The following is a 19,263-nucleotide window of genomic DNA, read 5'->3' as shown; positions in this document are numbered from 1 at the left end:
TGACTAGTTCAGGCCATTCAACTAGCCAGCATTTCTCTTGAATTATCCATCCAAACTTATTGAAGACGCCGTCGAAGAGATTAGTAAACTTCCGGGAATCGGAAAAAAAACAGCTCTCCGTCTGGCTTTACATTTGCTCAAACGCGAAGAACAGCAAACATCTCAACTAGCAGATGCTCTGGTTAGTATGCGTACGCAGACGCGTTATTGCCGACAGTGTCATACCATTGCTGATGAAGATTTGTGCCAGATTTGTGCCAACCCCCGTCGGGATGCCCAGTTGATTTGCGTGGTGGAAGATACCCGCGATGTACTGGCCATTGAAAATACAGCTCAGTTTCGCGGGGTATATCACGTACTGGGTGGTTTGATTAACCCACTCGAGGGCGTTGGACCCGCTGAATTGCAGATTGAATCTTTAATGGAGCGAGTGGCTGACCCGAAAAATGAAATTCGGGAAGTAATTCTGGCTTTAAGCCCCACGATGCAGGGCGATACTACGTCGTTTTATTTAACGAAACGCTTGCGTCAATATGCCGTGAAGATTACCACCATCGCCCGGGGTATTCCTATTGGCGGTGATTTGGAATATGCCGATGAAATTACACTGGGCCGAAGTATTATTGGTCGTGTGAGTTACGAATAGGAAAACGGCTGACGAAAATCGAGTGCCTCAAAGTAGTGTGTAACTGCTTTGGGGCATTTTTTTGTTAGCATTTTTCAGGAGGCACAATCACGGCTTGTGTCTCCTGAAAAATGCATAGGCGAAGGTAGGGTCTTTCTTTAGAGGTACACGTAGAGCCTCGACGAGATGCATTGCGTCGCTACGTAATTTCATCTCAATTGTTTATTATTTTCGCTCAATTAAGGCAACGGCGTGAGCGGCAATTCCTTCTTTCTTGCCCACAAAACCCAAATGCTCGGAAGTAGTCGCTTTGATGGATAAATCTTCTTCTGAGATGTTCATCACCTTCGCTAATACCTCCTTCATGGTTGGGATGTGAGGATTAAGTTTAGGCTCCTGAAGCACGACAGTAACGTCAATGTTACCCACCTCATATCCCTTTTCACGGATCATTTCCAGCACCCGGCTTAACAGCACTTTGGAATCAACGCCTTTCCACTGCGGATCTTTATCCGAAAAGTGGTAACCAATGTTACGCAGGTTGGCGGCTCCGAGCAGGGCATCGCAAATGACATGACAAACCACGTCAGCGTCTGAATGTCCTTTAGCTCCGTGCGTGTGAGGAATCAGAATTCCACCTAACCAGAAAGGTCGGTTTTCTTCCAGTTGATGAACGTCGTAACCGTGACCAATTCGAAATGACATAATGAATAGCTAAGGTAAATTTGAAAGGCAAAACTAAAGCAAAGCCCCGATTTTGTCGGAAAACTTTAGGTAATAACTTGAATGGCCCCAGCAGTACTAACAAAAATGGCCGATTCATCATCGGCCATTTTTTTAAAGTATATAAAATCTAATCGCCTAAACGAACGCGTAATGAAACGAGCAAATAGGGTAAGAAACTGTAATTACGCATGTTATGCTCAATTTTGGGAATCTGATCGGGGATGGTTGTTTCGTCAAGTAAGCCATTCGTCCAGAAATCAATTTTAGGACTTCCGAGGTAATAACAGCCCAATTCAAAACCAGCACCTACGCGTTTGCGGGGAACGGCCCGGCCTACCCCAATGCCGAGGTGAGGGGTTAACTTCCACCACTTCAAGCGAATTTCTACCTGACCTAAGTCTTCCGGGTTAATATTGACATCATCAATAACTAAACCCGTTTCGGAGCTCCCTAAAACGCTGTATCTGGGATTAATCTGGTAAGCGATACCGCCCGTTATGCGGAAAGAACTGTGCAGGGAAGGGTGGTAATCGGCCTTGATTTGAGCCAGGTTCATGCGTACCAAAGGCGAAAACTGAGCCTTGGTATCTTTGTTGATCTCAACGTTAAAGGGCTTCTTGTAACCGATGTGCGTATAACCCAGGCGAAATTGCCAGTGTGAGTCATCGCTGTAGCGGTAACCAAACTCTCCGCCGTATCCCAGTGTACCACCGAGTACGCCAAAAGAGAATTTACCAGGAGGATCGATAGAGGCCTGAACCTGAGAACTTAACAGCAAGAAGATGATCGAGGGAAGAAGATAACGTAGTTTCATAAACGTGGCGGCGTTTGGTTGACTTGTGTTAAACCAAAAATAGGCATAAAAATTAATGCCTAGCCTTTTTCCAGGTTAAGAAATTTACGAAAAGGGGCTAATGAAATTATTAATTTGTTAAACCATAAAGCGATTTATACAAGAAGGTTAACCTATGTTTGAACCCTTTAGTGTATACGTTAATTAAGGAGAAATGCTCAGATAATTCGTTTTAAGGTTAAAGTAGTAACCAGGAGTTCGCCTTTCCTACGGATAGCCATAATGATTTCTTTGCCTTCACCCCGCTGGAAAATTTTATATAAATCAGACATGGTAATGGATCGGCAGAACTCGCCATCGACGCTAATGAGCTGATCTCCAGCCTGAAGCCCCGCCAGTGAAGCAGGAGAATTCAGCTCAACGCGTTCAATCATGAATTCATCAAAATGCGAACCTCTGGCTACGATGTCTATGCCGCTCATGTTATGCTCAAAAGCTTCCCGAATTCTTCGCCGCACGGGTTTCAGAACGATGTATCGTTGCGGGTAATTGAAAGTTACTTTAAATCGCCGGAGTAATTCGCAACCGATATTTCCCTGACGATCAATGGTCTTGGAGAGTTTCATGCCGTAGGCCAGGCTATCGGGAAAGGAGGCGATGATGTTATTCAATTCCAGATGACCAATCTGAATTTTCTCTACTCGGCCGAGGCTGCCGTTAATAATGCCATTCAGTCCTCGGCCCAACTGCGTGCGAATGACCTTGTTAGGTAAAGGAATCTGATTGCGGGAATTGACATCCAGCGAAAGGGCGTGGCCCGCTCCGGTATCAATCACGACTTTGATGGGAACGGTTCGCTTCTTATCGACCAGAGCGACGGCGTTGAGGTAAGGCTTGGCATCTTCGATGGTAATAGGAAACTGATCGCCTTTTTTCGCTTTATAGCGGTAATGGCTGGGTTCTTCAAGGATTAACTCCTTGCGGGAAAAATCAATGGTAACCACAAATTGATTGAATAGCTCGTAGCCAAAGATGCCGTGAACGGGTATGCCTACGTATTCCGAAATTTGAAGAATATCATGATCCAGCACTACAATATTCTGGTTGAAGCCTTTCATGTAACCCATTTGAATGCGGTTGCCTACCATGACTGTAGCCGATAGGTCGGACCCTTCACCGGCCCCGGAAATGTGCACTCGCCGCACGGGTTTCATATGCCGGACGGCGGGAACTTTGGGATCAGTGATCAGGATGGTAGAAACGCCGGAATCGAGGATAAAGCGTAGCGTATCAGAATCATTGACCTTCATGGGGACAATGATGAGATTAGAGTGAAGTTCGAAGGGAATTCGGGTTGTTTTGTGACGTCCCTGAAGATGCAGGCCAAATCGTTCCTGAGCTTGGCAGAGCTCTGACAGACCGATTACCAGCCCGAACCAAAGTGCGAGTGGTAGAGCATATTTCATTGCTTCGTGATTTAGTACAGAACTGCCTTTAATTTAGAAGCTTTTTTGCTCATAATCAAGAGGGTATGCTTTGATGATGAGGATCATTTCGGCACTTTCAGGGATTTTCCTTACTTTCGTCGCCTGAATAAATAACCAAAAAAGGCTTTTCCTGAATCAGAAAGGCACTATTTGATTAATTAAAAATATTCTTCTGATTTTTATATTTTTTCAAGCATGAGAAAAAAAATTGTTGCAGGTAACTGGAAAATGAACAAAACAGCTGACGAAGCAGTAGCTCTGACTTCGGAAGTGGTTAATATGATTGCCGATGAAGTAACCAGTGACGTAGAAGTAGTTCTTTGCGTGCCTTCACTGTATTTATCTACCTTGCAGCAGTACGCCACGGGCCGTGTTTCCATTGGAGCTCAGAACTGCCATCAGAAAGCTTCTGGAGCTTATACGGGCGAAATTTCGGCGTCTATGCTGAAGTCTGTGGGTATCCCTTACGTCATTCTGGGTCACAGTGAGCGTCGTCAGTACTTTGGAGAAACGGATGAAATCCTTGCTGAAAAAGTAAATATTTCCCTGGAAAATGGTCTAAAGCCCATCTTCTGTTGCGGCGAATCGCTCGAACAACGTCAGAATGAAGATTACATCGCTATCGTTCAGACTCAGTTAACGAACGCTTTATTTCACCTTTCAGCGGAACAGTTTGGCCAGATTGTTATCGCTTACGAACCTATCTGGGCGATTGGAACGGGACTGACGGCTTCTGCTCAGCAGGCTCAGGATATGCATGCGGCTCTTCGTAGCCACATCGCTGGAAAATATGGTCAGGAAGTAGCTGATAACACTACCATTCAGTACGGTGGAAGTGTGAATGCTGCCAATGCCGCTGAGATCTTTGCCAGCCCTGACGTAGACGGTGGTCTGGTAGGAGGAGCTTCACTGAAATCACGTGATTTTGTGGAGATTGTAAAAGCAATCTAATTACCAAATCTACTAGCCTGATACAGAATAACTGAAAGAATGAGTGGGACTCCAGTTGCTGGAAAATCACTCATTCTTTTTTGTCGCTGGTAAACCATTTAGCTGCTAAGAACGTAATTTTTAAAAAATCCAATTTCGGCTTCCGATTATTCTAACTCAGAATTTCCTATTTTTGCCACGCTCGTTTCCTCTTTTTAGTACTAAATACGCTCTATTAGCAATAAATGGCATTTTTGTTCGTACCAAGAGGGAATAAACCTTAGCCATGATATAACCGCAATGAAAAGGCATTTCAAGACAAGACTTTCTTTCGTCCTATTTGTGGTAGCAGTTTGCTGGTCTGCTGTAAGCCAGGCTCAATCATCAGTACCCGGACAAACAGGAATGAAAATCATATTTCCCAGCACTCCAAACTGGAATGTACTGGAAGAAGGGAAGCCATTTACATTCAAAATTCAGGTCAAACCTAACCAGGACAGCACGCGGGTGCATTTCAATATTCCCGAAGGTCAACTGGAAGGAATGACGCTCGATTCGCTGGGCTATTTTAACTGGACCCCAGGTTACGATCTGGTAGACCGGATTCAGGGGAATAAAGGTTTTTCGGTGCTTTTTGAAGTTAGTAACGATAGAGGAGAAGAAGCTCGCCGAAGCGTAGAGTTTAGAGTATTACACGTGAACCGTCCCCCACTGGTGGGAGAATTGAAGCCTTTCTACGTACAATTCAACGTTCAGAATACGTATCAGATTGACCCTAACGAAGTTCGCGACCCGGATCACGATCCCTTGGTTTTTATTCCTATCACGGATCAGTTACCCGAAGGAGCCCGTTTATCTGCTCAGGGTGAGTTTAGCTGGAAACCTTCTCAAACCCAGTTTAACAAACTAAAAACGTCACCTTTGTACGTTGAGTTTTACGTGGAAGATCAGCCTACGAAAGCCCGGACTAAAGGACGTTTAAAGATAGACGTCACGCAGATGGACTTACCGCCAGTGGTGTCCGTCGTTCCCAATTCACAGAACATTAGGCTACGGGAAAACACTACGCTGAATCTGGCCTTGTATCTGACCGATCCTAATGGTGACCAGGATATTCAGGAGTTTTCCTTTGTGTCAGATAACCGCTCGATCCCCAAAGAAGCCTTAAAGAAAAATACCAATACACAGTACGAATTTATCTGGCGGCCCGATTACGATTTCGTAAAAGATCCGCTGGACACGCTGGGCTTTAACGTTACTTTTTTCGTGATCGATAAAAGTCAGAAGCGAGATGAGAAACGCGTTCACGTGACTGTAGAAAACGCGGTGAATGAACGGGAAAAGGATATTCAGCTTTATACGCAGTATCGTACCTCCCTAATTCGGGCTTGGGAGTTGATTGCTCAGTTGAGTGAGAAACAAGATGAATTGAGTCGCTTGTATCGTCGGGCAAAATCAGGTAAGAAAAATCGCTCGGTAATGAATGCTGGTATCGGGGCTGGAACTGCTATTACTCCTTTGGCGATTGATCCAAGTAATACCAAAGCGAAAAGCCTAATTCCGACCATTGGTGGAACCGCAACTGCGACTGTAGGCACGTTGGAAGCTACTGAAGTAATTGGCCGTTCGATCAGCCCCTTAGTGGATCAATTAAACAAGATTATTGTAAAGCGAAACGAACTTCAAACCAAGGGTGACATTTTTGCCCGGAAATACAACCTTAAATCGGCTCGCCGTAATCTTAGTGGACAAGCGTTTGCAAAAGATCTGGATGATTTCGAAGCATCCATGAAAGTAAACGATTTGATTGCTCTGGAGCTTGACGCAGGCTGGCAGGATCGTAACAAGCCTAAGAATGCTGAACAGCAGGACCGGAGTTTGCAACGTACTTTCCGTGATTTCGTACCTTTTACGGATTGAGTTATTTAGAGTCATTCGGAAGCGGGAAAGAGCTCTTTCCCGCTTTTTTTTTATATTCACCCCACTCGTACTGAAAATTCTGCATGATAGAAACTTCCCGTCTTCGACTATTGCCCTGTGATCTAAATCTTTGGGAGGCCGTTCTGGCTGGAAATAACGTATTAAGTCAAGTCATAGGAGCCAACGTGCCCCGCCGCTGGACGGAAAATGCTTCGGCGTTTGCTCAGTTTTATCAACAGGTTAAAAAAGACCCTTCGCTGGAAAAGTGGGGAGGCCATCTCATTGTTTATCGCCCGGATAACCTGCTCATTGGTAGCTGCGGCTATAAAGGCCAGCCCAACGAAAAAGGAGAAGTGGAAATTGGGTATGAAATTAAAGCAAGCCACCGTGAGAAAGGTTTAGCTACCGAAACAGCCAATGCCCTGGTGGACTATGCCTTTACTTTTCCTGAAGTTCATCTCATCGTAGCCCACACCCTGACCGAAGAAAACTCTTCGACGAAAGTGCTCACGAAAGTGGGCTTTAAGAAAATAGGAGAAGTGGAACACGCCCAGGATGGAATCATGTGGCGTTGGGAGCTAAGTCGCTAGGGAATGGAAGACGTTGTGGCAGCAACGTCTTTTTCAGTTATAGATTTCTGATCAGTGTCTCCAGCTCATCTTCAGGTTTCAGGTTTAACCTTTTTCGGAGTCGATACCGGGCTGTATTGGCACTTTGTGGAGAAATGCCCAGAATATCCGCAATTTCTTTGGTACTAAGATTCATTTTCAGTAAAGCCATCAGACGAATATCATTCGGATTTAACGATGGAAACTGAGCAGTAATTCGATTAAAAAAATCGGGATGTACGTTTTCAAATACATCCCTGAAGTAACTCCATTTGGCTTCACCGTGCAGATGATTCGTAATCAGTTGAGGTATTTTTCGAATGTCACCCGCTTTCTCCTGTAAAATCGTTTGTCGGATTTCCTCCAGAAAACGGCTGGACTTTACTTCCTGAAGGGTATAACTCGTCAACTCTCGACTGCGTTGTTCCAGTTCTTCTTCCCGCTGTTCTTTCTCCTTTTCCAGTAACTTGGTATAAGTACTCAGTTTTGAATTCTGCTGATTAATGACATGCAAGTGCAAAAAAGATTGCACTTCGATGTTATAAAAATGCGTGGAGGCAATGAAAAGCATAACCGTCATCCCTGTGCATTCGAACATCCGAATGATCTGTTCCCGGGAATTATCCAGCGGAATGGAGTGAACCATCAGCACCATAGAAGTAACACCTATCAGTGAAATGATCAGGCGGGGCTTCCAGTCAGTAAAGAAGATAACCTGACAGGTGATGAGCGATACAATGTAAAAGACAATACTTTGCCGGGCTTGATAAACCAGCAAGGATCGAATAAACAAGTAAGAACAGGTAATGATTAGATTAAAGTAATAAACATATCGTGTTTTACCTGCTAATAATTGACCATCTTTAGGCCAGTTAGATAAGGTATAAATAGCAGAAATAATACATAATAAAATTAGAAACTGAGAATAAATAAGATAGCCGTTTATTCCATCATCATAAGTTGAACCGTTACGATAAGCTAAAAAATTAAGAATAATTAGTTCTATGAAATAAGCAGCAGCAGCCCACGTTAATAAATAAATTCTATTTCGAATTAAATACTGACGATGTTTTTCAAAATCGTTTAAATAAGCTTTTGGAACTTGTTTGAATATTTTTTTTAGAAGTGCGGGCATAATGTAACAGGTAATAGGTTACAGAATTGATAGAGGTAATACAGAATTATAACCCTGTCTATACATAGTCTATAGCTGAAAATTGTAATTGTGGGTTTGTAATGCCGTTTTTTGTGTCACTTTAGCAAGTAGAAATTCTTAGGGTGTCTATTAGTGATAGTTATAGGGAGAGGGTGGAATATTTGATATGACAACTCACCTAGATAAATAGAATAATTAGTTAAACTTGGTTTTTGTAAAAAATGTTTAATTAATTTGTAAAAGTTAAATAACCGTCAGTTTTAATAAAGTATTTAGATTGATTCATCAAACGAGTTTTACTTATAAACATTCTTTAATTTAATAGTATAGTAATTATTGGATTTATAAGTAGAATTTATTTGGTAAAGTTTTAATCATGTCCCCCATTGTTGGTTTCGACGCGAAAGATGCCAGCAGTTACATTACAAAATTCGCTGAATTAACCTACTCTTGCAACTAAGGCCCAGCCCCATAAGGGCTGGGCTTTTTTATTAATCCTGGTATCCGCCTATATTAAATTAGTATGAAAAAAAAACTCGTCAAAACCAAAGAAGAGTATCTAAAACACCTTTTAGCTTTAAGTGGGACCTACGAAAAAGCCTGGCCGGGTCATCAGGTTCCTGAATGGCTTCCCTTACCTAAACCTCATCATTATCCGTGTATTGCCATTTCTACGGATGCCATTTGTCAGGGCAGTAATCTTCTTTTTGACATTGAGCTGGTCTATTTCACCGACTTTTTGAGCTTCAACTGAGCCCTCAGAACGGAGTCGATTACCATTTGAAAATAGTAAAGCCTCAGTAGGGGGTTGTTTCTGTCGTGACAAGTTGTTTGTTTTGAAGAACAAACGAGTATAACAGGCAGCAACGTGGTTAGAATTTACTATAAAGACGGGAAGCAGATTCGGAAAGAAAACGATGTAAAGGAACTAGGTCACCTGCAAAATGTGATCTGGATCGACTTGCAGTCGGCTAATCAGGAAGAAGAAGAGTGGGTAGAAAACAAGTACATGGTAAGTTTTCAAACCCCCCAGGAAATTGTTGAAATTGAGAGTTCTGCCCGATTTTTTGAGCAAAACGATTCTCTGAATGCCAACTCGAACTTTCTGAGTCTGGACTCGGAAGGATTTCGCACCTATCCTGTTTCTATGATTTTAAGAAACGGCGTTCTTTTTACGTACCGTCGGGGGGATTCCAAGACCTTCGCTGATACTGTGAAACGGATGAAGGTAACGGGTGATGAAACCTTTCAGACGGGGGCCGACATCATGATCCTTTTACTCGAAACCCGGATTGAGACGGATGCAGATTTGCTGGAATCAATCTCCCGGGATGTGTCTTTATTGTCAAAATCACTAACTGCTGATCAGAAGCCCCGCCAGGAGTTACTGATTCGGATCAATACGCTGCAGGAAAATACGATGTTGCTGCGGGAAACTATTATTGATAAGCAGCGGGTACTTTCCAACATTCACCGAAGCTCTCTCTTCCCTGATTCACATCGTGAGCGTTTACGGCTGATTCTTAAGGATATTAGCTCCCTGTTGGAATATTCGACGTTCAATTTTGAGCGACTGGAATATCTGCAAAATACCTTTATGGGTCTAGTCAATCTGGAACAAAACCAGATCATTAAAATCTTTACGGTAGTAACCATCGTGTTTATGCCGCCCACGCTCATCGCGGGTATTTTCGGGATGAACTTTGATACCATTCCGACCACTGGTCATGCGTTTGGTTTCTGGTTGTCATTGGCAATGATGCTCTTTTCTTCGGTGGCCGTTTTGGGCTGGTTCCGGCGTAAACACTGGATTTAATAATTCAGAATTATTTTCAGTAAGTAAAGGGTATAATTCCTCGAATTATATGTAAAAGCTTAGGTGACTTCTAAACACTTATTGATACTATGAAAGGAAATAGTTCTCATCCCCTTCGCTGGGGGCTGGTGCTGTCGGTGGGCGGATTAATGCTTTCGCTGACGGCAGCTCAGCAACATCCGATTGCCCGAACGATCAATGCATTGATGGATTCTGTTCTGACGGATGCACAGAAACGGTTACCCGAAAATGCGTTAAAAACGCTGAAAGCTTCGCATGAGCTGGAAGTCAGAACGTTCGCGACGGAACCCATGCTTCAAAATCCTACCAATATGGATATTGATGAAAGGGGAAGAGTCTGGATTACGGAAGCGTATAATTACCGCCCAGCTATTAACGGGAATCCTACCACAGACAAGGGTGACCGAATAATCATTCTAGAAGACACCAATGGAGATGGAAAGGCTGATGTTCAGAAAGTCTGGTATCAGGGACCTGAATTAAATGCCCCGCTGGGAATTCTGGTGCTGGGCAATAAAGCCATTGTATCGCAAAGCCCTTACGTATGGTTATTTGAGGACACCGATGGCGACGATAAAGCCGATAAAAAGACCATCATTTTTCAGGGTATTGAAGGCGAGCAACACGATCACGGCATGCACACATTTGTGTTTGGCCCCGACGGGAAGTTTTATTTCAATTTCGGAAATGAAGGCAAACAGCTCAAAGACGCTCAGGGTAACCTTATTAAAGATCCGTTTGGTAACCCTATTCAAACGGGCAATAAGAGTAAGCTCAAACAGGGCGTAGCCTTCCGCTGTGATGCCGATTTCAAGAATGTAGAGGTATTGGCTCACAACTTCCGTAATCCCTTTGAGTTAGCGGTGGATAGTTACGGCACCGTCTGGCAGTCGGATAATGATGACGATGGCAATAAAGGCGTTCGGATCAATTACGTCCTCGAAGGGGGAAATTATGGCTATACCGATGAAGTGACAGGAGCAAACTGGCCAGCCTATCGCACCAATATGGAAGAAGAAATTCCGTATCGTCACTGGCATTTAAACGATCCCGGCGTGGTCCCCAATTTATTACAAACGGGTAGTGGTTCACCCACCGGAATGGTCATCTACGAAGGTAACCTTTTACCGGAAGTGTATCGCAATCAGATGATTCATGCTGAACCGGGGCATAACGTAGTTCGGAGTTATCCCGTCAAGGCTGATGGGGCAGGTTATTCGGCTTCCATTGAGAATATTCTTAAAAACGAAGGGGATAGCTGGTTTCGTCCGGCGGATGTGTGTATAGCTCCTGACGGGTCTATCCTCATTGCCGATTGGTACGATCCTGGCGTAGGCGGGCACCAGGCGGGTGACCAGACGCGTGGTCGTGTGTATCGCGTAGCTCCCCAGGGGCGGCCTTATACGGCTCCTTCCTATAACTACGAAGATCCCAACAGTGCATTAGCCGCCCTGCAAAGCCCGAATATGTCAATTCGGTACAAAGCCTGGAATGCCCTGATGCATATGGGAGATGAAGCTGTGCCTGCCTTAACCAAACTTTGGCATTCGGATGGAAACCCCCGGATGCGGGCCCGTGCTTTCTGGATTTTATCGAAGATGAAAGGCAATGCAGTCATTGAAGAAGCCCTGAATGATGCTAATCCGAATCTTCGGATAGCGGGTTTACGGGCGGCTCGTCAGCAGAAAGCGGATATTATTCCTTTCATTAAAAAATTATCGGCTGATACTTCCGCCCAGGTTCGTCGGGAGTGTGCTATTGCTCTACGTCATCAGACGTCACCAGAAGCAGCGGAATTATGGGCCAATCTGGCAGAGAAGTATGATGGGCAAGATCGCTGGTATCTGGAAGCTTTAGGGGTAGGAGCCGACGAGCAGTGGGATTCCTATTTTGCGGCTTACCTAAAACGTCACCCAAACCCCGTTGAAACCAAAGCCGAGCGGGATCTGGTTTGGCGGGCCCGTACCGAAAAAGCCAGTCCCTTTCTGGCTAAGCTGGCAGCGGATGATCGCTTGTCGCTTTCCAAAGAACGCTTACGGTATTTCCGGGCGTTTGATTTCAATACAGGAAAGGCCAAGAGTGATGCTCTGATGAAGCTATTGATCGGGAATAATCCTCGTCAGGCGGAGTTAACCAGATTAGCCTTGCGTCATCTTGATCCTGAGTTTGTGAAAGCTACACCTGCGGCGAAATCGGTGCTGAAGAAGTTGATGGCCACGCTTAGTCAGCAGGAGTACCTGGAATATGAAGCTCGCTATGCTTTACCCGAAGAAAATGGGAAGTTATTAGCAATTGCCTTAAATCCTGACAATGAGCATATCGGTTCAACCGCCATGAATTTATTGTTACAGCAGGGGGGAGGCAAAACAGTGAGAGCGATTTTGGCGGGAAAAGACGAGGATAAAACTCGAAAAACGCTGGCGGCTTTACGTAGAGTAGGAAAAAAAGAATCTATTGAAATTATGGAGCAACTGGCTTTATCCAAGAGCCAGCCTCAATGGTTGCGGCAGTTAGCAACTCGGAATTTGGGCGGGTCTATGCTGGGTGAAGATCGAATTCTGATTTTGCTACGGGAAGGGAAAATCGAAAAACCTTATATTCTGTATGCAGTGCAGGGCGTGGCAACGGCCTGGCGTAAAGCTATTCCGAAGGAAGCGGCAACATACCTGGGTGGCGAAACCAGTGTAGGAAAACCGATTCCTAAAATCGAGGAAATGGTAAGCTTATCGGGAGATGTGCAACGTGGCGTAAAAGTCTTCGCTCAAAACTGTGCGGTTTGCCATCAGATTAATGGGCAGGGAGCAGATTTTGGACCTAAACTTTCCGAGATCGGATCGAAGTTACCCAAGGAAGGCCAGTACATGGCGATTCTTTATCCTTCTGCCGGAATCAGTTTTGGATTTGAAGGCTGGAATGTTCAACTGAAAGACGGAACCAATCTGGTCGGTATTGTGGCTAGTAAAACCGAATCGGATCTGGACCTGAAATACCCCGGAGGAACTGCCCAGCGTTTAAAAATGACGCAGGTGAAGAGCATGAAACAGCAGCAGGATTCTATGATGCCTGCTGGTTTGCACGAAAATATGAGCAAACAGGAGTTGGCGGATCTGGTAGAATACCTCATGACCCTAAAAAAGAAATAAAGCAGTAATAAGTCAGAGAAGGCCGGATCTTGATCCGGTCTTCTCGTTTTTTCGCTCTTAGAAATAGTTAAATGCGATTGATCTGACGGGTATTTGCACGCCATTCTCAAATCCTTTCGTTTCTTTGCGTTTCCAACACGTAGTCGTATTCCCTTCACATGAAAAAAATCTGCTTTCTCAGTATCTCATTAGCATTACTTTCCACTTCACTATTTGCTCAGCGTGAGTCCGATCCGAAGTGGGTCTTTAAAATGGGGCTGAATGGCACGGATATGAATCGTAATCTGGTTGAAAATACCGGAGATCCTGTTCTGAAACCCGCTTTCACGTTTGGCTTTGCCCGCAATATTGAATTTGTTCCTAAGTTATTAAGTCTGAATGTCGGCCTGCGTTACAGCCCCCGAGGCTATTGGTCGCAGCAGAAATTTGATGAGCAGGTGGTATACCGTAAAGTTGATAATACTCGCCGGGCCTCTACCATCGTTCCCCGAAATCGAAGCTGGAATTCCCTGCATTATGTGGATGTTCCCATTGATCTGGTCTTGCAAGTAGGCGGAGAAAGAACCAAGTTCTATGCTTCTGCGGGAGGTTACGTAGGCTTAGGGGTGTACGGCAAAAACACGATTCGATACCGTACCGTAGAGTTTGTTCACGACTCTACTTCGTCTAATCTCGGAATTATTCCAGACCAGCGAGACTTAACCCGGAAAGTAGATCCCTTTAAAAGTGACCTCAAACGCCTGGATTACGGCATTAACTTAGCCGTAGGTATTCGACGCAATTATACCGTTTTTGGACTTACTTATAGCCAGGGATTAGCCAATCTCTCCAACCTGGGTTCAGGTGGTTCGATTACTAACCGTTCGTTCGGTCTGTTTATCAATTACTTTTTTGATGATGCTTTCTAGCTTTTCTAGCATCACTTTTTTAAGGACTGCGTTTTGAAATAGTTTAGGTTTAAGGAATGAGCCAGTAGGTAAGAAGAACAAGTAGAGTTTTTCAAAACAAATCTCTCATTCTGGCTATTAATACCTGAGATAAATCTAAACCCCACATTCAAAACTCATTAGTATGAAATTCTTTACCTGGCTCTTATTCCTGTTAGCTCCACTGGGAGCAATGGCTCAGAGCAAGTTAGTTTTTAAGGCAGGCGGAAATGTATCAAGCATGAGTCAGGCGTTAAGCTCTGAGCTGGATGCCCCAATTTCCAAAGCCGGTTTTCACGCGGGACTAGGTTCTGATATTCCGCTTATCAGCAGTGGTAATCTGACTATTCAACCGACCTTACTCTTTGTTCAACGCGGTTATATTGCTGATTTTAAGCAGGATACTCGTCGGGCTAGCACCACGCTCAACTACCTGGATTTACCCGTCAACGTAACACTGAAACTGGGTAATGAAGAAAGGAATACCAAATTTCTGCTGTTTGGAGGTGGTTATGTAGCCTGTGGATTGGGAGGGAAAACCATCGAACGGGAGAGCGGGAAGCCTCAAACGGAGTATAGTGTTCGTTTCAATTACGATCTACAGCGATTCGATTATGGCGTGCAGGGCGGCATAGGCGTGCAGTTTGATTTTTTCCAGCTTTCGGCTTTCTATCAGCAAGGACTGGCGAATGTGTCAGAAATGTCACAAAATGCGAAGAACCAAACCTTTGGTCTGAGTATCAGTTACTTGTTTGACAATATATTTTAAGTTGAGCGGTCACTCGAACGTATTTCCCCATTGCAAGAATAGAATCATTCAGCGAAGGTTTCTGAGCTATTTTATTAGATATTATGTTATTACCTGCTGTCTTTGAAGCATTCAATGAATTAAAAGTATTGGTGATTGGAGACGTAATGATTGACAGTTACGTCTTTGGTCGGGTAGACCGGATTTCTCCCGAAGCCCCCGTACCCGTAGTGGTAGCCCAGCGGCGGGAATACCGTTTAGGTGGGGCTGGAAACGTGTTACTGAACGTTCAAGCTCTGGGAGCCCAGGCCATCGCCTGTTCCGTGATTGGTACGGATTCGTACGGAGATGAGTTATGCAATCTTCTGGAAAGCAAAGGATTAGTTACCCGGGGCATTGTTCGCAGCCGGGATCGTATTACAACGGTGAAGGAACGAATTATTGCTGGAAGCCAGCAGGTGGTGCGGGTTGATACCGAGACGGAAGCTCCTATTTCAACGGAAGAAAAAGCAAGTCTCCTGCAGAAAATTAAGGAGCTGGCTCTTCAGTGTCAGGTTATTATCTTCGAAGATTACGATAAAGGCGTTATTTCGGCTGATCTGATTCAGCAGGTAGTCAGTTTTGCAAAAGAGCACGGTATTCCAACGGTTGTAGATCCCAAAAAGCGGAATTTCCTACATTACCACGGCACTACGCTTTTCAAGCCCAATCTGAAAGAATTACGCGAAGGACTCAATATCAGTTTTGATGTTCGGATTCCTTTAGAACTGGAAGCGGCTGCTCAGAAATTAAAAGACGCTCTGTCGCTTGATGGAACGCTTATTACCCTCTCCGAACGCGGCGTTTATATTGACTTCAAGGAAGAAAAATGCCACTTACCGGCCCACATTCGTCAAATTTCGGATGTTTCCGGGGCGGGAGATACGGTAATTAGTATTGCCGCCTGTTGTGTGGCCTTAGGCTTAAGTCCCCAACGCATCGCTGGTCTGTCTAATTTAGGTGGTGGGCTGGTGTGTGAAGAAGTGGGCGTAGTACCTATTAACAAATCGCTCTTACTAGCCGAAGCTTTAGTAGCTAATTTGTAGCGTTATGAATAACAGAAGGGTTGAATGATAGAATTGGTACTATCATTCAACCCTTCTGTTATTTATTCCTTTTAAAATTGATATTCCTTTACGGTATCAATAAAGCAACGCACTTTATCAGGATTGGTGTCGGGATATACCCCGTGGCCGAGATTAGCAATGTGCTTTTGGCCGCCAAACTGCCGGAGCATCTCTAGTGTTTGCTTCTTAATTTCCGAGAAACTGCCGTAAAGCACACAAGGGTCCAGGTTACCCTGTAATACTTTCGAAGGGATCATTTCGCGACTTTCGGCAATGTCCATATTCCAGTCGAGGCCTACTACCGAACAATTCAACGCATTCATTTCCCGCCGAGCAAAGAAAGCTCCTTTGGCAAATACCGTAACGGGGACCAACGCCTGCAATGCGTCACAAATCTGAGAGATATAAGGCAATGAAAATTCCCGGTATTGTTGAGGCGAAAGAATGCCCGCCCAGGAGTCAAACAACTGCACCAAATTGGCCCCAGCCGCTACCTGAGCTTTTAAGTAGGCAATCGTGGTATCCGTAATTTTTTGCAGAAGCTTGTGCGAAAGCTCGGGCTCGGCGTAAAGGTATTTCTTGGCTACTGAGAATGTTTTCGAACCTTTCCCTTCAATCATGTAACAAAGAATGGTGAAGGGAGCTCCGGCAAAACCAATGAGCGGAACCCGACCGTTTAATTCTTTTTTGGTGATGCGGATGGCATCCAGCACATACTTCAACTCTACCTCAGGATCGACTTCTTTTAGCTTCTCAACGTCCTGCAAGGTCTGAACCGTAGTCGGAAAAACGGGGCCACGGGCTTCAATCATTTCATAAGGTAAGCCCATTGCTTCGGGCACTACCAGAATATCGGAAAAGATAATGGCGGCATCTACGCCCAGCAAATCTACGGGCTGAATGGTTACTTCGGCTGCCAGTTCAGGCGTTGTGCAAAGGTTAATGAAGCTACCGGCCTTGGCCCGAACTTCGCGGTATTCAGCCAGGATACGTCCTGCCTGTCGCATCATCCAAACGGGTACGCGTTCTACCTGTTCGCCGCGAGCCGCTCGTAAAAACAAATCGTTCTGAAGAATTTCCATGCCGCAAAGGTAAGGTTCAGTTTAGAGTTTTCAGTTTTCAGTTTAGAGTTTTCAGTTGGTTTAGAGTTTAGAGCGGCCGCCGCTGCGGTTTGGGGTTTGGGGTTTGGGGTTTGGGGTTTGGGGTTTGGGGTTTGGGGTTTGGGGTTTGGGGTTTGGGGTTTGGGGTTTGGGGTTTGGGAAGGAAAAACCAGTAAAGGTAGGGAAGAGGTTTTAAAATGAAAGTAATAGCCCCGGTCAGGATCAACCTGGATGACAATCCCGTGTTTTCGTATATAGGTACTCCCGCCCTGGCTGGTGTCCTCACCAGCCCTTACTAAAAGCATAATGGTTGGTGAGGACACCAACCATGGTGGATGCGAGTTGTTTGGAAATGGGAGGTATAACTCCAGAGGGGTTGAATATGGATAGCCCCGGATGACAATCCGGGGGGCATATATAATTACATGCTCCCGCCCCTGGCTGGTGTCTTCACTAGCTATTACAAAGAGCCTAGTGGTTGGTAAGGACACCAACTACGGTGGAAAAGCATAATGGTTGGTGAGGACACCAACCATGGTGGATGCGAGTTGTTTGGAAATGGGAGGTATAACCCCAGAGGGGTTGAATATGGGTAGCCCCGGATGACAATCCGGGGGCGTATATAATTGCATGCTCCCGCCCCTGGCTGGTGTCTTCACCAGCTATTACAAAGAGCCTAGTGGTTGGTGAGGACACCAACCAAGGCGGATGATTGCCCATCCGAAAAATCATAGCAATCAAGCATTTCAAGTAGAGATGCGACTTCACATTGCGTCTGGGTAAGAGGCGGTTCTTGTTACGATTCAAATGATTCGCATGGCCCGGCTAGACGCGATGAAGTCGTGTCTCTACCTAATAAAACGGAAAACTGAAAACTGAGCCTTACCTTTGCTGTAAATATTAAAAGCATGAAGATTAAAGAAGCCGCTTTTGTGGTGAGTAACACAGATTGGGAGAAATGCCCCAAACCTGATCGGCCCGAGTATGCCTTTATTGGTCGGTCGAACGTGGGTAAATCTTCCCTGATTAACTCACTGGTACGTCGGAAAGATCTGGCTAAAACTTCGCAGACCCCGGGTAAAACCCAGTTAATCAACCACTTTTCAGTGGACAATACCTGGTATCTGGTCGATTTACCGGGCTATGGGTATGCAAAAATCAGTAAGAGCGAGCGGGATAAATTTGAACCTATGATTTTTGGGTACCTCCAAAATCGCCCCAACCTAGTGTGTACGTTCGTGCTGGTGGATGTTCGCCATGACCCCATGTCGATTGATCTGGAATTTATGTCACAGTTAACAGAGGCTGAAGTTCCATTTTACATCGTCTTTACCAAAGCCGATAAACTATCAAAAAGTCAGTTGGAGCAAAAGGTAAAAAAGTATAAGGAAGGCTTTCTCCAATTTTTTACCGCCATGCCGAAATACTTTGTAACCTCATCCGTTGACGGTTTAGGTCGCGATGAAATTGCCGAAGCCATTGGAGAATTGAATGCGGATTTTCGGGGTGCCCAGCGGTAATAGACTGATGATTGGCTACTTTTGTGGTTCGGTTACCGAAAACCATTCTATTTTGATAGAAAAGAACTTGATTTGACTAAGCTAATCTGTTGACAATTAGACAGATAGGTAAAAGGTCAAACCTAAGCTTAAAAACGCTTATTTGCCACAACAACTTTGATTACATGGAATTGTTAAAAGAAATTGCCCACATTTCCGGAAAACCCGGTCTGTACCGAATCCTGAAGCCAACCCGTACGGGAGTGATTGTGGAGACTATTGATGAGAAAAAAGGTCGTACGGTAGTGGGAGCGAATGCTCGCGTTTCTGTATTGAAAGAAATCTCGGTTTATTCGGATAATGAAGAAGGGTCAAAACCTCTTCCTGATATTTTTCTAGCGATTCGTGAAAAACACGGCGAGAAAGTAGACGTGGACACGAAAAACGCCAGTGATGCCGATTTACGTGAATTTTTAGGCGAGGTTTTCCCTGAATTTGATCGTGAGAAAGTATATGCTTCGGATATCCGCAAAATGATCTCCTGGTATAACCTGTTGTCTCAATACCTGCCAGAGGCTTTCGAAACGGCTACGGAAGAAAACTCTACAGAAGAAGAAACCGCAGCTTAAGGGTAACCTAACTGGATGAAAAAGCCCCGA

General features: G+C 44.8%; 18 protein-coding genes. 12 read left to right on the top strand and 6 right to left on the bottom strand.

Features of this window, described 5'->3' with window-relative positions:
* Positions 1–37: 37 nt before the first annotated feature.
* A complete protein-coding gene (recR, locus tag QE390_RS03865; protein WP_307141174.1) occupies positions 38–646 on the top strand; it encodes a recombination mediator RecR in 609 nt (202 codons plus the stop codon).
* 204 nt (positions 647–850) lie between these two features.
* Here the strand turns inward: recR and ispF are convergent, their stop codons facing one another.
* From ispF to QE390_RS03850, 3 genes are all read right to left on the bottom strand, one after another.
* Positions 851–1,330 carry a 2-C-methyl-D-erythritol 2,4-cyclodiphosphate synthase gene (gene ispF / locus QE390_RS03860; protein WP_106637376.1) on the bottom strand — a complete coding sequence of 160 codons (480 nt, stop codon included), beginning with the start codon at positions 1,328–1,330 and terminating at the stop codon, positions 851–853.
* Between the two features lie 148 nt (positions 1,331–1,478).
* Complete coding sequence (locus QE390_RS03855) at positions 1,479–2,165, bottom strand: hypothetical protein (protein ID WP_106637377.1); 687 nt, start codon at positions 2,163–2,165, stop codon at positions 1,479–1,481.
* A 197-nt stretch (positions 2,166–2,362) separates the two neighbouring features.
* Complete coding sequence (locus QE390_RS03850; protein ID WP_307141173.1) at positions 2,363–3,610, bottom strand: aspartyl protease family protein; 1,248 nt, start codon at positions 3,608–3,610, stop codon at positions 2,363–2,365.
* Positions 3,611–3,826: 216 nt separating this feature from the next.
* Here QE390_RS03850 and tpiA point away from each other — a divergent pair, with 216 nt between their 5' ends.
* The 3 genes from tpiA (at position 3,827) to QE390_RS03835 (ending at position 7,071) form a co-directional block, all read left to right on the top strand.
* A complete protein-coding gene (gene tpiA / locus QE390_RS03845) occupies positions 3,827–4,582 on the top strand; it encodes a triose-phosphate isomerase (protein WP_307141172.1) in 756 nt (251 codons plus the stop codon).
* 384 nt (positions 4,583–4,966) lie between these two features.
* Positions 4,967–6,481 carry a hypothetical protein gene (locus QE390_RS03840; protein ID WP_307141171.1) on the top strand — a complete coding sequence of 505 codons (1,515 nt, stop codon included), beginning with the start codon at positions 4,967–4,969 and terminating at the stop codon, positions 6,479–6,481.
* Positions 6,482–6,564: 83 nt separating this feature from the next.
* The gene (locus QE390_RS03835) at positions 6,565–7,071 is read left to right on the top strand and encodes a GNAT family N-acetyltransferase (protein ID WP_106637380.1); all 507 of its coding nucleotides are present in this window, start codon (positions 6,565–6,567) and stop codon (positions 7,069–7,071) included.
* A gap of 37 nt (positions 7,072–7,108) precedes the next feature.
* Here QE390_RS03835 and QE390_RS03830 read toward each other — a convergent pair whose 3' ends face one another.
* Entirely contained in the window at positions 7,109–7,882 is a 774-nt protein-coding gene (locus QE390_RS03830) for a hypothetical protein (protein ID WP_307141170.1), read from the bottom strand.
* 886 nt (positions 7,883–8,768) lie between these two features.
* Between QE390_RS03830 and QE390_RS03825 the strand changes: the two genes are divergently transcribed.
* The 6 genes from QE390_RS03825 to QE390_RS03800 all read left to right on the top strand — a co-directional run bounded on the left by QE390_RS03825 (position 8,769) and on the right by QE390_RS03800 (position 15,984).
* Complete coding sequence (locus QE390_RS03825; protein ID WP_307141169.1) at positions 8,769–8,999, top strand: hypothetical protein; 231 nt, start codon at positions 8,769–8,771, stop codon at positions 8,997–8,999.
* A 114-nt stretch (positions 9,000–9,113) separates the two neighbouring features.
* Positions 9,114–10,061, top strand: coding sequence for a magnesium/cobalt transporter CorA (gene corA, locus QE390_RS03820; RefSeq protein ID WP_106637383.1), 948 nt, complete (start codon positions 9,114–9,116; stop codon positions 10,059–10,061).
* A gap of 89 nt (positions 10,062–10,150) precedes the next feature.
* Positions 10,151–13,225, top strand: coding sequence for a PVC-type heme-binding CxxCH protein (locus tag QE390_RS03815; RefSeq protein WP_307141168.1), 3,075 nt, complete (start codon positions 10,151–10,153; stop codon positions 13,223–13,225).
* 158 nt (positions 13,226–13,383) lie between these two features.
* Positions 13,384–14,133 (top strand): outer membrane beta-barrel protein, encoded by a 750-nt coding sequence (locus QE390_RS03810; protein ID WP_106637384.1) that lies wholly within the window; start codon positions 13,384–13,386, stop codon positions 14,131–14,133.
* 163 nt (positions 14,134–14,296) lie between these two features.
* Positions 14,297–14,920 (top strand): porin family protein, encoded by a 624-nt coding sequence (locus tag QE390_RS03805; protein ID WP_307141167.1) that lies wholly within the window; start codon positions 14,297–14,299, stop codon positions 14,918–14,920.
* 83 nt (positions 14,921–15,003) lie between these two features.
* On the top strand, positions 15,004–15,984 hold the full coding sequence (locus tag QE390_RS03800) for a bifunctional heptose 7-phosphate kinase/heptose 1-phosphate adenyltransferase (protein ID WP_198555268.1): 981 nt from the start codon (positions 15,004–15,006) through the stop codon (positions 15,982–15,984).
* 71 nt (positions 15,985–16,055) lie between these two features.
* On the opposite strand, the gene hemE is transcribed toward QE390_RS03800, so the two are convergent.
* Positions 16,056–17,087 (bottom strand): uroporphyrinogen decarboxylase, encoded by a 1,032-nt coding sequence (gene hemE / locus QE390_RS03795; RefSeq protein WP_307141166.1) that lies wholly within the window; start codon positions 17,085–17,087, stop codon positions 16,056–16,058.
* Positions 17,033–17,410, bottom strand: a complete 378-nt coding sequence (locus QE390_RS03790) for a hypothetical protein (protein WP_307141165.1) — start codon at positions 17,408–17,410, stop codon at positions 17,033–17,035. Before QE390_RS03790 ends, hemE begins: the two co-directional genes overlap by 55 nt.
* 603 nt (positions 17,411–18,013) lie before the next feature.
* Between QE390_RS03790 and yihA the strand changes: the two genes are divergently transcribed.
* Together yihA and QE390_RS03780 are read left to right on the top strand one after the other, a co-directional pair.
* Positions 18,014–18,625, top strand: a complete 612-nt coding sequence (gene yihA, locus QE390_RS03785; RefSeq protein WP_106637388.1) for a ribosome biogenesis GTP-binding protein YihA/YsxC — start codon at positions 18,014–18,016, stop codon at positions 18,623–18,625.
* 164 nt (positions 18,626–18,789) lie between these two features.
* Positions 18,790–19,233 carry a DUF5606 domain-containing protein gene (locus QE390_RS03780; protein WP_106637389.1) on the top strand — a complete coding sequence of 148 codons (444 nt, stop codon included), beginning with the start codon at positions 18,790–18,792 and terminating at the stop codon, positions 19,231–19,233.
* Positions 19,234–19,263: the final 30 nt, after the last annotated feature.

Source organism: Siphonobacter sp. SORGH_AS_1065, from assembly GCF_030818595.1.
Lineage (GTDB): Bacteria > Bacteroidota > Bacteroidia > Cytophagales > Spirosomataceae > Siphonobacter.
The sequence above is the reverse complement of the archived record's forward strand: the minus strand, read 5'-3'. Positions and strand labels throughout refer to the sequence as shown.

Coding starts and splice junctions, on each gene's coding strand:
- ispF (WP_106637376.1), bottom strand. CDS start 1,330: ATGTCATTTCGAATTGGTCACGGTTACGACGTTCATCAACTGGAAGAA.
- QE390_RS03855 (WP_106637377.1), bottom strand. CDS start 2,165: ATGAAACTACGTTATCTTCTTCCCTCGATCATCTTCTTGCTGTTAAGT.
- QE390_RS03850 (WP_307141173.1), bottom strand. CDS start 3,610: ATGAAATATGCTCTACCACTCGCACTTTGGTTCGGGCTGGTAATCGGT.
- tpiA (WP_307141172.1), top strand. CDS start 3,827: ATGAGAAAAAAAATTGTTGCAGGTAACTGGAAAATGAACAAAACAGCT.
- QE390_RS03840 (WP_307141171.1), top strand. CDS start 4,967: ATGAAAATCATATTTCCCAGCACTCCAAACTGGAATGTACTGGAAGAA.
- QE390_RS03835 (WP_106637380.1), top strand. CDS start 6,565: ATGATAGAAACTTCCCGTCTTCGACTATTGCCCTGTGATCTAAATCTT.
- QE390_RS03825 (WP_307141169.1), top strand. CDS start 8,769: ATGAAAAAAAAACTCGTCAAAACCAAAGAAGAGTATCTAAAACACCTT.
- QE390_RS03815 (WP_307141168.1), top strand. CDS start 10,151: ATGAAAGGAAATAGTTCTCATCCCCTTCGCTGGGGGCTGGTGCTGTCG.
- QE390_RS03810 (WP_106637384.1), top strand. CDS start 13,384: ATGAAAAAAATCTGCTTTCTCAGTATCTCATTAGCATTACTTTCCACT.
- QE390_RS03805 (WP_307141167.1), top strand. CDS start 14,297: ATGAAATTCTTTACCTGGCTCTTATTCCTGTTAGCTCCACTGGGAGCA.
- QE390_RS03800 (WP_198555268.1), top strand. CDS start 15,004: ATGTTATTACCTGCTGTCTTTGAAGCATTCAATGAATTAAAAGTATTG.
- hemE (WP_307141166.1), bottom strand. CDS start 17,087: ATGGAAATTCTTCAGAACGATTTGTTTTTACGAGCGGCTCGCGGCGAA.
- QE390_RS03790 (WP_307141165.1), bottom strand. CDS start 17,410: ATGCTTTTAGTAAGGGCTGGTGAGGACACCAGCCAGGGCGGGAGTACC.
- yihA (WP_106637388.1), top strand. CDS start 18,014: ATGAAGATTAAAGAAGCCGCTTTTGTGGTGAGTAACACAGATTGGGAG.
- QE390_RS03780 (WP_106637389.1), top strand. CDS start 18,790: ATGGAATTGTTAAAAGAAATTGCCCACATTTCCGGAAAACCCGGTCTG.